General features: G+C 45.2%; 13 protein-coding genes and 3 pseudogenes. 9 read left to right on the forward strand and 7 right to left on the reverse strand.

Annotation, left to right across the window (positions count from 1 at the left end; genetic code table 11):
• Nucleotides 1-242 precede the first annotated feature (242 nt).
• On the forward strand, nucleotides 243-2,501 hold the full coding sequence (locus tag L2755_RS06425) for a patatin-like phospholipase family protein (RefSeq protein ID WP_248979914.1): 2,259 nt from the start codon (nucleotides 243-245) through the stop codon (nucleotides 2,499-2,501).
• A 298-nt stretch (nucleotides 2,502-2,799) separates the two neighbouring features.
• Here the strand turns inward: L2755_RS06425 and L2755_RS22365 are convergent.
• Both L2755_RS22365 and L2755_RS06430 read right to left on the reverse strand, forming a co-directional pair.
• Nucleotides 2,800-2,898, reverse strand: a pseudogene (locus L2755_RS22365) (LysR family transcriptional regulator); the annotation flags it as partial.
• A gap of 183 nt (nucleotides 2,899-3,081) precedes the next feature.
• The gene (locus L2755_RS06430; protein WP_248979915.1) at nucleotides 3,082-3,951 is read right to left on the reverse strand and encodes a LysR family transcriptional regulator; all 870 of its coding nucleotides are present in this window, start codon (nucleotides 3,949-3,951) and stop codon (nucleotides 3,082-3,084) included.
• Nucleotides 3,952-4,199: 248 nt separating this feature from the next.
• On the opposite strand from L2755_RS06430, the gene L2755_RS06435 reads away from it, so the two are divergent.
• The 4 genes from L2755_RS06435 (at nucleotide 4,200) to L2755_RS06450 (ending at nucleotide 7,436) form a co-directional block, all read left to right on the forward strand.
• Entirely contained in the window at nucleotides 4,200-4,466 is a 267-nt protein-coding gene (locus L2755_RS06435; protein WP_248979916.1) for a DksA/TraR family C4-type zinc finger protein, read from the forward strand.
• 195 nt (nucleotides 4,467-4,661) lie between these two features.
• Entirely contained in the window at nucleotides 4,662-5,792 is a 1,131-nt protein-coding gene (locus L2755_RS06440) for an S-(hydroxymethyl)glutathione dehydrogenase/class III alcohol dehydrogenase (RefSeq protein ID WP_248979917.1), read from the forward strand.
• Between the two features lie 103 nt (nucleotides 5,793-5,895).
• Nucleotides 5,896-6,735, forward strand: coding sequence for an S-formylglutathione hydrolase (gene fghA / locus L2755_RS06445; protein WP_248979918.1), 840 nt, complete (start codon nucleotides 5,896-5,898; stop codon nucleotides 6,733-6,735).
• 251 nt (nucleotides 6,736-6,986) lie between these two features.
• Complete coding sequence (locus L2755_RS06450; protein ID WP_248979919.1) at nucleotides 6,987-7,436, forward strand: DUF6491 family protein; 450 nt, start codon at nucleotides 6,987-6,989, stop codon at nucleotides 7,434-7,436.
• Nucleotides 7,437-7,506: 70 nt separating this feature from the next.
• On the opposite strand, the gene L2755_RS06455 is transcribed toward L2755_RS06450, so the two are convergent.
• From L2755_RS06455 to L2755_RS06475, 5 genes and pseudogenes are all read right to left on the reverse strand, one after another.
• On the reverse strand, nucleotides 7,507-8,157 hold the full coding sequence (locus L2755_RS06455) for a hypothetical protein (RefSeq protein WP_248979920.1): 651 nt from the start codon (nucleotides 8,155-8,157) through the stop codon (nucleotides 7,507-7,509).
• 76 nt (nucleotides 8,158-8,233) lie between these two features.
• Nucleotides 8,234-8,941, reverse strand: coding sequence for a HupE/UreJ family protein (locus tag L2755_RS06460; RefSeq protein ID WP_248979921.1), 708 nt, complete (start codon nucleotides 8,939-8,941; stop codon nucleotides 8,234-8,236).
• Nucleotides 8,942-9,054: 113 nt separating this feature from the next.
• The gene (locus tag L2755_RS06465; protein WP_248979922.1) at nucleotides 9,055-9,528 is read right to left on the reverse strand and encodes a hypothetical protein; all 474 of its coding nucleotides are present in this window, start codon (nucleotides 9,526-9,528) and stop codon (nucleotides 9,055-9,057) included.
• A 258-nt stretch (nucleotides 9,529-9,786) separates the two neighbouring features.
• Nucleotides 9,787-10,995, reverse strand: coding sequence for an NAD(P)/FAD-dependent oxidoreductase (locus L2755_RS06470; protein ID WP_248979923.1), 1,209 nt, complete (start codon nucleotides 10,993-10,995; stop codon nucleotides 9,787-9,789).
• 277 nt (nucleotides 10,996-11,272) lie between these two features.
• Nucleotides 11,273-11,383 (reverse strand): annotated as a pseudogene (locus tag L2755_RS06475) (LysR family transcriptional regulator); the annotation flags it as partial.
• Nucleotides 11,384-11,705: 322 nt separating this feature from the next.
• On the opposite strand from L2755_RS06475, the pseudogene L2755_RS22455 reads away from it, so the two are divergent.
• The 4 genes and pseudogenes from L2755_RS22455 to L2755_RS06490 all read left to right on the forward strand — a co-directional run.
• Nucleotides 11,706-11,849, forward strand: a pseudogene (locus L2755_RS22455) (L-threonine dehydrogenase); the annotation flags it as partial.
• Nucleotides 11,850-11,904: 55 nt separating this feature from the next.
• On the forward strand, nucleotides 11,905-12,462 hold the full coding sequence (gene gfa / locus L2755_RS06480; protein ID WP_248979924.1) for an S-(hydroxymethyl)glutathione synthase: 558 nt from the start codon (nucleotides 11,905-11,907) through the stop codon (nucleotides 12,460-12,462).
• A gap of 329 nt (nucleotides 12,463-12,791) precedes the next feature.
• On the forward strand, nucleotides 12,792-13,220 hold the full coding sequence (locus L2755_RS06485; protein ID WP_248979925.1) for a phosphate-starvation-inducible PsiE family protein: 429 nt from the start codon (nucleotides 12,792-12,794) through the stop codon (nucleotides 13,218-13,220).
• Between the two features lie 188 nt (nucleotides 13,221-13,408).
• A complete protein-coding gene (locus L2755_RS06490) occupies nucleotides 13,409-13,735 on the forward strand; it encodes a DMT family transporter (protein WP_202286953.1) in 327 nt (108 codons plus the stop codon).
• Nucleotides 13,736-13,791 lie beyond the last annotated feature (56 nt).

A 13,791-nucleotide genomic window follows, 5' to 3' on the forward strand; every position in this document is an offset into this window, starting at 1 on the left:
CTGCCCGTCGCCGTAGACTTAATCGAAATAATATAGTCACCACGACTCAAATCGAAGTTACATAAGTAATTGTAAAAATTGGTAATATAGTATCAGTAGTCATATTGTCTCTATATTTGAGACAATAAAACTCACAGTCGGCACTTAATGAGTCAATCAGTTACATCTTAAAATAGCCGCTCTATTTTCATGATGGTGTAATGGGTTTGAGTCATTATTTAGCGAGCGCAGGTGTTTTCCTCATGACGGCAGTAGCGCTGAATTCTGCGGCTGTGTCTGCTCGTGAGCAAGAACTGCTGCTGCACGCCGATATTAGAGAGTCAAAGCCAGTTCACGGCAAAATTGGTCTAGCGCTGAGTGGTGGTGGCGCGAAAGGGGCTGCGCATGTGGGCGTGCTGCGTTATCTAGAGTCGCAGCATATACGGGTCGATTATATTGCGGGTACCAGTATTGGTGCCTATGTTGGTGGGCTATACGCGCTGGGGTACAGTGTCGATGATATCGAGCGCATCATGCTTGAACTTGACTGGGTCAGTGGCTTCGATGATACGGTGCCGAGAACGGCGTTGAATTATCATGATAAACAAGATTTCGACCGCTTTAACTTACCCTTTGAGTTTGGCTCGCTAGACGGTGAAATTCTATTGCCGCAAGGTGTCTTACGCGGCCAGTCGATGGCAAACCTCTATATTTTCTCTGCCGGCATGGTGCCGCGGCAAGCTTCATTTGATGATTTAGCCATTCCCTTTAAGGCGATCAGTACTGACATTGCCACAGGGCAGGCTGTGGTGTTAGATTCAGGCAACCTGCTGGCGGCGATGCAGGCGTCGGCGTCCGTGCCGGGTATTTTGCAGCCGATAGAGATTGATGGCAAATACCTAACCGATGGCGGCATGGTAAGCAATATGCCAGCGGATACGGTACGCGAAATGGGCGCTGATATTGTTATTGCAATTGATATTGGTGCCGAGCTAGCACCGAAAGAGGAGTTGCAAGATAGTTTTGCGATACTGTCGCAACTATCCACCATGATGACACGGGCCAATGCGGTAGAACAGGTAGAGAATCTACAGCCGCAGGATATTCTCATTCGCCCTGATATCAGCTTGTTAGGCACCACCGATTTTAGCAGTATGCCACTGGGTTTTGAAAAAGGAGAACAGGCGGCACTCGCTCATGCTGATAGGCTTATTCCATTGCAAAGCAGCGCCGAGGAGTTTGCGCAATATCAAGCAAATCGACAGCGCTATAAGCAAGCGTTACTGACTTTTCAGCAGCGGCCTATCGATAGAGTTATTGTGGTTAATAATAGCCATGAGACGCCAGAGAAAATCAGTGCCGCGCTAGCCGTTAATGCCGGTGACAGCGTCAATACCCCCGAATTAGTCGATGCGATTGATCGTGTCTATGCGCTCAATAGCTTTGAGCGAGTCGAAGCTGAAATTGTGATGGACGAACAAGATCAAAAAACACTGCTGATCACCGCCAATGAAAAAAGTTGGGGGCCTAACTTTTTTGATATTGGTTTTTCATTGGAAGAGGACTTTACCGAAATATCCGATGTTAAGCTCGACCTTGCTTATACGATGAATAACGTTGGAGATAGCCAAGGACAGCTGCGTTTTGAGTTTACGTCTGGCAAAGAGAAGCGCCTGGCGACCGAGTACCGTTTGCAGCTCGACCCATTAGAGCACTATTATTGGAAAAATCGGTATCAATACTCACAAGATGAGCTGCTGTATTTTTGGGATAACCAGCGCAGTTTAAAAACGCTGACTAAATCGCATAATATTAGCTCATCAATAGGCATTAATCTGAGTAACGATATGATTATTGAACTAGGTATAGCCGCTGAATCGGGCAATATAGAAGGCCCATCAATGATTGACCTTGATATTGATTATAAGAGCTATTCTGGTTTCGTCATTGTTAGTTACGATAGCTTAGACAGTTATAGTTTTCCGAGCCGCGGCAGTCAGATCTATTTTAAGGGTGCCTATAACGACGATAAGCTGGACTCTTTTGTCTTGCCTATTGTCGGTGATGTATTTGGTGATACTGCACTTTTCAATTATGAGTTTTCCCTCAAACATGCCCGTAGCCTCAAGCAGCATACGCTGATCAGTAAGCTCAAAATTAGCGGTACCGATAGTGATGAGGTGAGCTTAATACACACTCATAAACTAGGGGGCTTTTTAAACCTGTCAGGCATGCATAAAAATGCGCTGGTGGGCTCACAGCTCGCGTATGGATCACTGGTGTATCAGTATCGTATTAACTGGCAAGGATTCGGTGGCATGAACAAACCACTTTACTTGGGCGTTTCTGCCGAAGCGGGTAATGTTTGGCAATATAAAGATCAGCGTGGGCTTGATGATTTGATTTACGCCAGCAGCATATTTATCGGCACTGAAACCGAGTTTGGTCCAGCCGTTCTCGGTTTTGGTATTGATGACTTGCAACATAAAACCCTTTACCTGACATTAGGTAGAACCTTTTAGCCGCTTAGTCTCAATGGCTAAACGAGTTTTTCTCCTAAAAAGTCGAGCAGCATGCGCACTTTAGGTGATAGGTGTCTATCGTGAGGAGTGGGGTAGAGCATCAAAATACCCAGCATCATCACCCTGGGCAAAACCTTTGAGCAGCTTAGTATCAATGGCTAAACGAGTTTTTCTCCTAAAAAGTCGAGCAGCATGCGCACTTTAGGAGATAGATGTCTATTGTGAAGAGTGGGGAGAGTGCCCAATCGCCTTGCTGCATAACAATAGCAAAACTCTTTTAATTGAAGAGTATTAGGCGCTAAGCTAGTCCTTCACTCAGAAAGTCGAGCAGCATGCGCACTTTAGGTGATAGGTGTCTATCGTGAAGAGTGGGGTAGAGTGTCCAATCACCTTGCTGCATAACAATAGCAAAACTCTTTTAATTGAAGAGTATTAGGCGCTAAGCTAGTCCTTCACTCAGAAAGTCGAGCAGTATGCGCACTTTAGGTGATAGATGTCTTTGTTGATGAGTGAGGTAGAGCATTAAAATATCCTGCAGCACCACTCTGGGCAAAACCTTTTAGCTGCTTAGTCTCAATGGCTAAACGAGTTTTTCTCCTAAAAAGTCGAGCAGCATGCGCACTTTAGGTGATAGATGTCTATTGTGCGGGTAGAGCGCCCAAATTCCTTCAACCGCTTGGCGGTTGTTTTCCAGTAGTGGCACTAGTTTTCCTGACTCAATAAATTCGCTAACGTAATAATCGGGTAGCTGGATGATGCCTAGCCCTTTTATAGCAGCATCGACCAAGGCGTGACCGCTATTACAGCTTAAGTTACCTTTGATGCGTACATTACGGGCTTTACCTTTTTCTTGAAAGCGCCAGTAGTCCATGGTGCCCACTAAACAGTTGTGTTGTTCAAGTTCAGACAATGAATGTGGTAAGCCGTAGGTGGACAGATAGCTGGGTGAGGCGCAGACATATTGCGTACGAGACCCTAAGCGTTTTGCCATCATGCTTGAGTCTTCTAGCTGACCTAAACGGATGGCGAGATCGTAGCCTTCATCAATCAGGTCTACTTTCAAATTGGTGAGGTTTATCTGTACTTCAAGCTCTGGGTATTGAGTTATAAAATCATTAATGAGTGGCGCAATCATGCCCTCGCCATAGGTTACCGGCGCGGTGATCTTGAGTAAGCCTCTAGGGGTGGTCTGTAAATTGGTGATGGCCCTTTCTGCTTCATCTAAACCATCTAAGACTTGGCGGCAGTGCTGATAATAGATGCGGCCAACTTCAGTTACCGATACCTTGCGGGTAGTACGGTGAAACAACTTAGCAGCAAGTCGTGTTTCCAGAGCACTCACTTGACGACTGACTTGAGCCGTCGATATGCCTAGGCGCGCGGCAGCCTTAGTAAAACTTTCGGCTTCTGCTACTGCAACAAACTCACTCACGCCTTCCCAATTGAACATATACGCTCTCTACTATTGTCACTCTTTAATGGCGTCAATTATTACCAACTCTAGCTGAAATGCAAAGTTATCTTACCTGTCCGTGGCAAATTATTACTGTGTGGTAAAAGAAATTTTCGCTTTAGTGGGATTATCATTCCCACCCCGCTGGGTATAATTCAACCAATCAAAGGGACGTGGTAATTCGCCCATGTTCTTCTAAACTTTAACTCTGCCACGTAACCAGCGTGCTAGATAAAGGAGCCCTTATGGCTGGTGGATGGGCCCGTGATGGCGCGGTGCAAGATCAGATTGATAATAGTGTCGCCGATGGCGTCGCTCAAATTCGTAGCGGATTATCACAGCAAGCCAGCTTACTATTTTGTGAGGAGTGCGGCAGCCCGATCCCTGAAGCGCGTCGAAAGGCGATTCAAGGGGTGCGCTATTGTGTTACTTGCCAAAGTGAGCTGGATGAACAAAGTAAAAAAGTCCCCCTGTTTAACAGGCGAGGCAGTAAAGACAGCCAGTTGCGCTAACGACAATAAGTGCACTGGCTAATCAGGTAATGGTAAAAGAGACCAAAGGATCACCATTATTACCATATGGTAAAAGTTAATTGCATAATGGTGGGATTATCATTTTATGAGTCCTCGCTATAATGCTCGCATAAACATTGCGGCACTCGTGTAGATAAGACCGTTTTTTAACGCTATATAAAGTAGGAATTACACATGACAGCACAGACTATTAAATCTAAAGCCGCAGTTGCTTGGGCAGTTGGCCAGCCACTGACAATGGAAATTGTCGACGTTATGCCGCCGCAAAAAGGCGAAGTTCGAGTCAAGATGATTGCTACGGGTGTTTGCCATACTGATGCATTCACACTCTCTGGCGATGATCCAGAAGGGATCTTCCCTTGTATTTTAGGTCACGAAGGTGGCGGTATCGTTGAGTCTATAGGCGAAGGCGTAACCAGTGTTCAAGTCGGCGACCATGTTATTCCTCTATACACGCCAGAGTGTGGCGAGTGTAAGTTCTGTAAGTCAGGTAAGACTAACTTATGCCAGAAAATCCGTGAAACTCAAGGTAAAGGCCTAATGCCAGACGGCACGACGCGTTTCTCTAAAGATGGTGTCGATATTTTCCACTACATGGGATGTTCAACCTTTTCTGAGTACACAGTATTACCTGAAATCTCACTTGCAAAAGTAAACCCTGAAGCGCCACTTGAAGAGGTGTGTCTATTGGGTTGTGGTGTTACAACCGGTATGGGCGCAGTAATGAATACTGCCAAGGTTGAAGAGGGCGCTACTGTTGCTATATTTGGTATGGGTGGTATTGGTCTATCAGCGGTTATTGGCGCACAAATGGCTAAAGCATCACGTATCATCGCTATCGATATTAACGAAAGCAAGTTTGACCTAGCCCGTCAACTGGGTGCGACTGATTGCATCAACCCAAAAGATTACGACAAGCCAATTCAAGATGTGATTGTAGAGCTGACTGATGGCGGCGTTGATTACTCATTTGAGTGTATCGGTAACGTCAACGTCATGCGCAGTGCACTTGAGTGTTGTCATAAAGGTTGGGGCGAATCAGTGGTTATTGGTGTGGCAGGTGCTGGTCAAGAGATCTCAACTCGTCCATTCCAGCTAGTGACTGGCCGTGTATGGAGAGGCAGCGCATTTGGTGGTGTTAAAGGCCGCTCTGAGCTACCTGAATACGTTGAGCGTTATATGGCGGGTGAGTTTAAGTTAAGTGACTTTATTACCCACACTATGGCACTTGAGCAAGTTAACGATGCATTTGACCTAATGCACGAAGGTAAGAGTATTCGTACTGTTATCCATTTCGATAAGTAAGTTAACACTGCCATTCGAAAGATAATTTAAACCAATTCAGTCGTTTTGCTATCACTTCCGCCCATGGCGGAAGTGATAATAAAGCGCGACAAGAGATGTAAGTATGACAATTGAAAATATTAGTGTGAATAAGAGTTTTGGTGGTTGGCACAAGCAATATACTCACCAATCAGAATCGTTAAACTGTGCCATGCGATTTGCTATTTATTTACCGCCTCAAGCGTCAAACGGCCAAAAAGTTCCCGTGCTGTATTGGTTGTCAGGTTTGACTTGTACTGACGAAAATTTCATGCAAAAAGCGGGTGTGCAAGCGTTAGCGGCTGAATTGGGAATTGCCATTGTGGCGCCAGACACTAGCCCACGTGGTGAAGGTGTGGCGGATGATGCTGGATATGACTTAGGTCAAGGTGCGGGATTCTATGTCAACGCGACTCAAGCACCTTGGAGTCGTCATTATCAAATGTATGACTATGTGGTCAGTGAACTGCCAAAGCTAATCGAGTCAATGTTCCCAGTGTCAGACAAGCGTTCAATCGCCGGTCACTCAATGGGTGGACATGGTGCCTTGGTTATCGCCATGCGTAATAGCGACGCTTATCAGTCTGTTTCTGCCTTTAGCCCGATCAGTAATCCGGTTAATTGTCCCTGGGGCAAAAAAGCACTGACCGCCTATCTTGGCCGCGACACTAATGCCTGGGCTGACTACGATGCGAGTCTACTCATGCGTAAAGCGACTAACTTTGTGCCGGCGTTAGTTGATCAAGGTGAAGGCGATAACTTTTTAGTTGAGCAACTTAAACCTGAAATGTTGCAGGCTGCGGCTAAAGTGAGCGGCTATCCGTTAACGCTTAATATGCATGAAGGTTATGATCATAGTTACTACTTTATCGCCAGCTTTATTGAGCAGCATATGCGTTTTCATGCCGCGCATTTAAGCGATTAGTTTAACGCTGCCATATTATGAAAATGCCGCTCTATAGCGGCATTTTTTATGGGCGGGAATCGCCTCTGCTGCTTCGGCCTCTGCATTGATGGGGTTCAGCTATTGTTGTTACCTGGGGTGGTGAAGAGCGCTAGTGCTATTGGGTCATTTTGTGGTTAACTCATCGACGAGACGAGTATTGGCACTCTGCTGTTTTCACGCTAGAGTTAAGCTAGCTCATATAATTGATAACAATGCTTAGGGAGATAACAATGAAGCTATGGAATATCCTAGTGCTCGGTTTTGCAATATTTTTAGCGGGTTGCGCATCATCAGAGGCCTCGAAGGAACGAGCTGCAATGTATACCTTTCCTGAATTAGAGCAGGTTAATTCTATCGATAACTTTAGAATGGATGGCTGGGAAAATGTCGATAAATATACGGTCATCGTTAACTCTAGACCGCGACAGAGTTACTTATTGGTATTGAGCGGTGGCTTGAATACTTTGAAGTTTGCCCAAGGGTTGTTGATTACTTCAACCTTGGGAAAGGTGGAGGTCGGCTTCGATTCAGTATCGACTCCGCAAGAGCCAATGCAGAAATCGCAGATAAAGCGTATCTACCGTTTAAAAGATAAGGCCGAGAAAGAGGCGATAAAACAGAAAATCATCGGCTTTGCTGACGTTGATGAAAAAGAAGCCGATAAGAGCAGCCCCGAATAAAACAGTTTGCTAACTCACCAAAAAAGCCCGCTCACTTATAAATAGTAAGCGGGCTTTTTTGTTACTGAATCTAGCCTTTAATCAGGTAAGCCCCTTTAGTGGTTAACGTGACAGTAATGGGCTCACTGGTTTTGTTTTTCCAGTACCAGCCGTGAGAGCCAGCAAAAGGCGTAGTAAGCGTGCCCTTTACTTGATCGGATGTGGTGATGGTAAAGCTTTCAAAAAAGCCGGTGGTATCACCTTGAGGTTCACCGTGAAAGTCAAAATACAATGGAGCACCATCGGTGCGCCATTCATACTCTAAATGCTGGTTTTCATTTATCAGCAGTTTGTATTCTAAGCCCTTGCCTGCTGCAATCACTATGTCGACCGTATCTTGGCGCAGTCCAGGTACCTCTACTCTAGCTTGCTTTATCTCTGCCACTGACGGCGCATCGGTTATCACAATGGAGTCAGTACTTTTCATGACATTGGTCGCGGCTTTAGCACTTGGAATAATCGCAGCTGTCGCTGCAGTGGCTATCTCTGTTAGCCCGAGTGATTTACCGATCCCTGTCGGGTCAATATTGTACTCGGCGGGTAAAATTGCCATGACCAATACCACAGCTGCTATGACGGTGGCGACGATGCTTGCTTTCAGTAAAGTGGCATTAGAGTGGACGGGTACGCTAATGGTGTTGCTTACGGTGTCAGTTGCTTGATTGTTAGTTTGGTTTTTCATTGTAGTTCCTAAAAGAGTAATTACGCATGCGTATTGAGCTGTATTTTGCCGTTGAACGCGGCTATCTCGTTAAGCGTTAACTGGTAAAGTAACCCGTGAGTTGGTAGCCAACTAACATCAAGCCACCACTCATTAACAGCGTGTTGGCAGTGGTTGCAAACTTAAGATAGCTCTGGTGTCTACGCCAAAAACTCATGACAATAAGTACCACGCCTAAGGCTAAGAACTGCCCAATTTCGACACCGACATTAAAGCCAATAATATTGGCTAATAACCCCTCTTGTGGCAGATTAAATTCTTGAATTTTAGTGGCAAGGCCAAAACCATGGAATAGGCCAAAGATCATCACTGCGACCTTGGTATTGGGCTGAAAACCAAACACCCGCTTAAATCCGCCTAAGTTATCAAAGCCTTTATAAACAATTGAAAACCCAATGATGGCATCGATAAGATAAGCATTGACCTGGATGTCAGAAAACACGCCGTACAACAAGGTAATGCTGTGGCCGATAGTGAAAAGGCTGACATATAGCAATACATCTTTGGTGCGGTATAGAAAGAAAATCACCCCAACTAAAAACAGCAGATGATCATATCCGGTGACCATGTGTTTAGCGCCGATATAGATAAAGGGCAGAATAGAAACCCCTTGGTTAGCGGCTAAAAACTGCCGAGTCCCCTCATCTACGCCGTGTGCAAACAGAGAGAAAGAGGCAAATAGCCCCAAAAAAATCACCACTAGCTTCGTGGTGGTAGCCATGGCTTTCGCCAAAGGTTGGCTCATTACAGATACTCCAATTATTTATTTTTGTTATACGCGGCGAGCACAGTCATTAATTAATGACTGATGCGCTATAACGTTTTAATGTGCGAACGGATCGCGTTATTGAAAAGTAATTAGCTGTGTGGCGGTGGGTTTGGTGGTGCGTATCTATGGTTGCTGAACAGTACATCTGCATCGCTTAGGGTGCCTGCTTGATAGAAGTCGCTATTAAAGCGCGATTCGAGTGGCAGGTGCGATGGTGTGTGTGAATGATTATTATGATCGTGCTCGCCATTGTCAGCCGTTAAGCTGCTATTGCGATCAACAATATCGGTAATCGATTCAGTAGTATTGAAAGCGGAAACATTATCGCTGCCATGATGGTGCGCCTTTGAGGCAAGGAGGCTTTCATGACTATGATGATGGCTCACACTGCTGCCCATAGGGTGCTTACCATTGGGATACTGCACTGAATAGGCTGAACTCATCACAAAAAACTGGCACACCATCAGCACTAGCATTACGACTAGTGTGGTTCTGGATTGGTGGTTAGCGGCTAGGGCTAACCTTACCTTGATGGTTTTGCTGCTCAGTTTGTTTAGTCTCAAAGATAATATAGCAAGCAAGATTAAATCAGATTGGAGCTCAAACCGCTAGTATTACCGGCGACAAAACAAATTAAGTGTGTCCATGCACTGATAGGACTAGTTAGGTTAGTGCAGCCATTATGGCTATAGACAGAGACTTGCAGAGGCAATAATACAATGTGAAAAAGGAGGGGTAACCTCCTTTTCACGTTCCATGGGTTAGTCGGCGCCATTGCTTTTCAGTGTGGCGAGCCTCTACCTCCTGCGGAGTAAGCCGTGTTAAGCGGGCTTAAATATACACTTTAAGCGTTTGATAATGATCAGTCGTGACATGGTAAATAGGCCGCTAACGGTTTTTTGATGTAGACGGAAAATCGTATCGTACAGGCGGCGTACTAGTCGGCCTTTTAACACTAATCTGTCGTTCAGCATGGTGCTGATGGCAAAGTTATGCCCAATGGCAACCACCATTCCGCCATCCTTGTAGACGAAAGGTTTTAGCGGTTTCCCCTCTAAATGCGCCACTAAGTTCTTTGCTAGGTGCACCGCTGCGCGGTTAGCGGCCTGGGCTTTTGGCGGTACTTGAGTGCCATCAGCTTGTGGGATCGCAGCGCAATCACCTAAGGAGAATATTGACGAGTCCGCAGTGGTTGCCAGTGTTTGCTCAACCATCAGCTGGTTAGCATTATTGCTCTGTAGACCACCGATGTTTTTAAGCCAGTCTGGTGCTTTAATTCCAGCAGCCCAAAACTGAACATCAGCAGCTAATACTTTGCCATCGCTGGTGGTCATGCGTGCAGCTTCGACGCTGGCGATACGGGTATTGAGTATGATGTTGACCTGATACTCTTCGAGTCGCTTTTGCGCTTGCTGTGACATTTTAAGCGGGCTGTTCGGTAACACTCTATCAGCAGCTTCAATTAGATTAATGTTGAGCTTTGCCGCATAAGGGTTTTTGGCTAATTTAGCGCTTACTTTCGCTAATTCAGCTGCGAGTTCAAGCCCGGTAGCACCAGCACCGACGATATTAATGCTGCGCTCTTGTCCTGAGCGTAGCAAGGTACTTATTTGGTGCCAGCTATCTCGCGCTTGTTCTGGTGTATCGAGGAACAAGCAGTGCTCTTGCACGCCTAAGGTGGCAAAGTCGTTGCTAATGGCACCGATAGCAATCACTAGGTAATCATATTCGATAGCATCTGTTTCACCGTTAGGTTTACGGACCACTAACTGCTTATCTTCGCGCTTTATATCGGTCATCCACGCTTGGTAATGCATGTAGCCATTCTTGGCGCCATGACTGAAATAGCACAGGCTGTCGAGGTCACTATCAAAGGTACCGGCGGCTATCTCATGGAAGCGAGGTTTCCAGTAGTGATGAGTTTCACCTTCGACGAGTATGACTTCATCTTGACGATTGACTGAACGTCCTAAAAGGCTAGCAATTTCTAGGCCGGCAGCGCCGCCGCCAACAATAACAATACGAGACATAATAGTTCCTCTGTGCACCGTAATAGGTGCTGTAATACTTTTGACAATTGCCTTAGGAGTTGAGCGCTCCGACAGGGGTGCACTCGTCCTCAGGACTTAAGATGGGGCTCATTATAGTTATCATCGTATTTGGAACAATCAGCCTAAAAGGTAAATTACTTTTACCAAACAGTAATAATAGAGGTGGAGGTAATAGTAAGTGTATGAATATACGTTTCATTGTCTATAAGAGACGAGGTGTGAATCTGTTGCAGAGCAGTGCGGGGAGATTAAATACTCATTTGAGGGCTGTGTTGAGGTAGTCGAGTAACATACTCACCTTGGGTGATAAGTGACGGTTTTGTGGATAGATAGACCAAATACCCTCCTCGGGTTGGCGATTGAGTTCGTGTACTTAACTTCTTGGCCATCATGCTTGAGTCTGCTAATTGTCCAATCCTCTCTAATGCACCCTCCGATTTTATTTGAGCCTTTGCTCGCGCTTTTCTATCACTAAAATAGCTCTTCTGCTTAGATTTATTGTTACTCACGGTAAAAAGTTATTTGCTAAAAATAGGGATTATCAACTTTTAAGCAAGGAATATAATCACTGCCATCGAATGACCCTGGTGTCATCCAGTCTCAAGTTTTAGTCGTTAAATATGACCGCTGCCGATGCAGCAGAAGCGGGCATTGTCAAAATTGAGTGACTTTCAGCCTCCGGTGGTACTGCACGAAAACTAGCCGATCTTGGCGTCACAGAGGACAAACTTGAGTTTATGGCGATTAATGCCTTAAACGACGCGTGTTCTTTAACCAACCCAAGAAAAGGCACCACTGAAGAGATTATCAATATTTTTAAACAAGCTATGTAAGTAGCAGGCTAAGCCTTGTTGAACAGAGCTTAGCCACATTTTTGGAGTAAACATTATGACAACATTAATTCACCCACAGGTCGATAACGGCATCCCAGCAGCAGCGGAAGGTTTTACTGGAGGTTCATTACAATGCCAGTGTTCACATAACCCGGTAGAAGTTACCGTCGCGGCGCAAACGGCACATAACCATGTCTGTGGTTGCAGCAAATGCTGGAAGCCTGAAGGCGCGCTGTTTGCTCAGATAGCTGTGGTTGCAAAAGAGATGGTTAGTGTGACTGCTAACGCTGATAAATTACAGATCATTGATGAGTCAGCGGCAATTCAGCGTCATGCTTGCAAAGAGTGTGGTACTCATATGTATGGCCGTATCGAAAACACTGGCCACCCCTTCTATGGTTTAGACTTTGTCCATACAGAGCTATCTAAGCAACAAGGTTGGTCTGCACCTGAATTCGCTGCATTTGTCTCTTCAATCATCGAGTCAGGTACTGCACCTGAAGCTATGGCTGATGTTCGCAATACATTAACCGATTTAGGATTGGCGCCATATGATTGCCTATCCCCTGTTTTGATGGATGCTATCGCAGCCCATGTTGCCAATAACGGCTAAAACAGATTGATATATGGATGTCAGTATTATTGGACATGATAGAAAGCGCTTCGGCGCTTTTTTTATGACTAATATTCGCGCAACCCTCTCTCGGAAAATTGTACTTTTGGCTGCCATTATCTATAGGAAAGCTATAACCATTTGAGTGGATGGGGCCTTTTATGGGATCACGTCGCTACTAATTGTTTCTATCTGGTAAAAGATAATTGTATTTCAGGTGGATTATCATCTCGGCATAAACAAATATAATACTCCCATCAAAGCGGAGTTGGTCTAATAGTATGAATAACTACTTAAAACGCTTTATCTGATTAAAACCGGAGCGCTAGATGGAAAAAATAGACAAAGAGCCACTGATTAATATGTTGGGCCAAGTTGTGCACTATGCGGTGCGGATATTAGCCGTGTTGATGACCTTGGTCATTCTATGGAGTGTGATTGATGTGGGACGGGTGTTGTTTATTGAAATCATGACGCCGCCATACGGCTTGATTGATATGAAGGACATACTGGTTATCTTTGGCTCTTTCCTCGCGGTGCTCATCGCGATTGAAATTTTCCAAAATATTACCATCTACCTTAAAGAGGAGGTGATCCATGTGCAGATTGTGATTGCGACTGCATTAATGGCGATCTCCCGAAAAATTATCGTCTTAGACTTTAAAGAGGTGGAGCCAGAATATGTATGGGCCTCTGCGGCGGTCATTATCGCACTTGGGGTAACTTATTGGCTGGTATCACCCAAACAACGTCATTGACGCTGCGATCAGTTGGCTTATTTTTCAGTTCGATCACATTCCTTTATTACTCTCCAGTAAAAGTGATTTGCCATTTCAGCAGATTATCATCTGATTGATTATCAATATAATAGCTGCAGTAAAATCACTATCCCAATCTATGTTGCAGGCTTTGCCTGCCGATCACTTTTAAATTTAAGGCTTACATTATGAGTTGGATCTTTCTATTACTGGGTGTCATGGCTGAAGCTTTATCTCATGTGGCGCTTAAGGCGACTGATGGCTTTAGCAAGCCGTTGCCAGCTGCAATGGTCATACTGGGACATTTGACGGCATTTATCTTTCTAGGCCAAGCGATGAAGGGCATGCCGGTCGGTGTGGTACATGCGCTATGGGCGGGTCTTGCTATCGTCACTGTCACCTTGTTGTCCGCGCTATTTTACCGTCAACATCTGGATTTAACCACTTGGGTGGGTATGGGTCTTGTGGCTGCTGGCGTGATAATGATCAATTTGTCCCAAGGGCATAGTCATTAATAGCCAATAGAGTAGGTTCAATTTAGCTTAGTTTACTTGTTAAAGGATTAAAAACA

The organism is Shewanella abyssi (assembly GCF_023284025.1).
Lineage (GTDB): Bacteria > Pseudomonadota > Gammaproteobacteria > Enterobacterales > Shewanellaceae > Shewanella > Shewanella abyssi.

Bases quoted from the DNA above. Each gene is read 5' to 3' on its own strand.
- fghA (WP_248979918.1), top strand. From the start codon at position 5,896: ATGACAATTGAAAATATTAGTGTGAATAAGAGTTTTGGTGGTTGGCAC.
- L2755_RS06440 (WP_248979917.1), top strand. From the start codon at position 4,662: ATGACAGCACAGACTATTAAATCTAAAGCCGCAGTTGCTTGGGCAGTT.
- L2755_RS06430 (WP_248979915.1), bottom strand. From the start codon at position 3,951: ATGTTCAATTGGGAAGGCGTGAGTGAGTTTGTTGCAGTAGCAGAAGCC.
- L2755_RS06425 (WP_248979914.1), top strand. From the start codon at position 243: ATGACGGCAGTAGCGCTGAATTCTGCGGCTGTGTCTGCTCGTGAGCAA.
- L2755_RS06455 (WP_248979920.1), bottom strand. From the start codon at position 8,157: ATGAAAAACCAAACTAACAATCAAGCAACTGACACCGTAAGCAACACC.
- L2755_RS06490 (WP_202286953.1), top strand. From the start codon at position 13,409: ATGAGTTGGATCTTTCTATTACTGGGTGTCATGGCTGAAGCTTTATCT.
- L2755_RS06485 (WP_248979925.1), top strand. From the start codon at position 12,792: ATGGAAAAAATAGACAAAGAGCCACTGATTAATATGTTGGGCCAAGTT.
- L2755_RS06470 (WP_248979923.1), bottom strand. From the start codon at position 10,995: ATGTCTCGTATTGTTATTGTTGGCGGCGGCGCTGCCGGCCTAGAAATT.
- L2755_RS06435 (WP_248979916.1), top strand. From the start codon at position 4,200: ATGGCTGGTGGATGGGCCCGTGATGGCGCGGTGCAAGATCAGATTGAT.
- L2755_RS06450 (WP_248979919.1), top strand. From the start codon at position 6,987: ATGAAGCTATGGAATATCCTAGTGCTCGGTTTTGCAATATTTTTAGCG.
- gfa (WP_248979924.1), top strand. From the start codon at position 11,905: ATGACAACATTAATTCACCCACAGGTCGATAACGGCATCCCAGCAGCA.
- L2755_RS06460 (WP_248979921.1), bottom strand. From the start codon at position 8,941: ATGAGCCAACCTTTGGCGAAAGCCATGGCTACCACCACGAAGCTAGTG.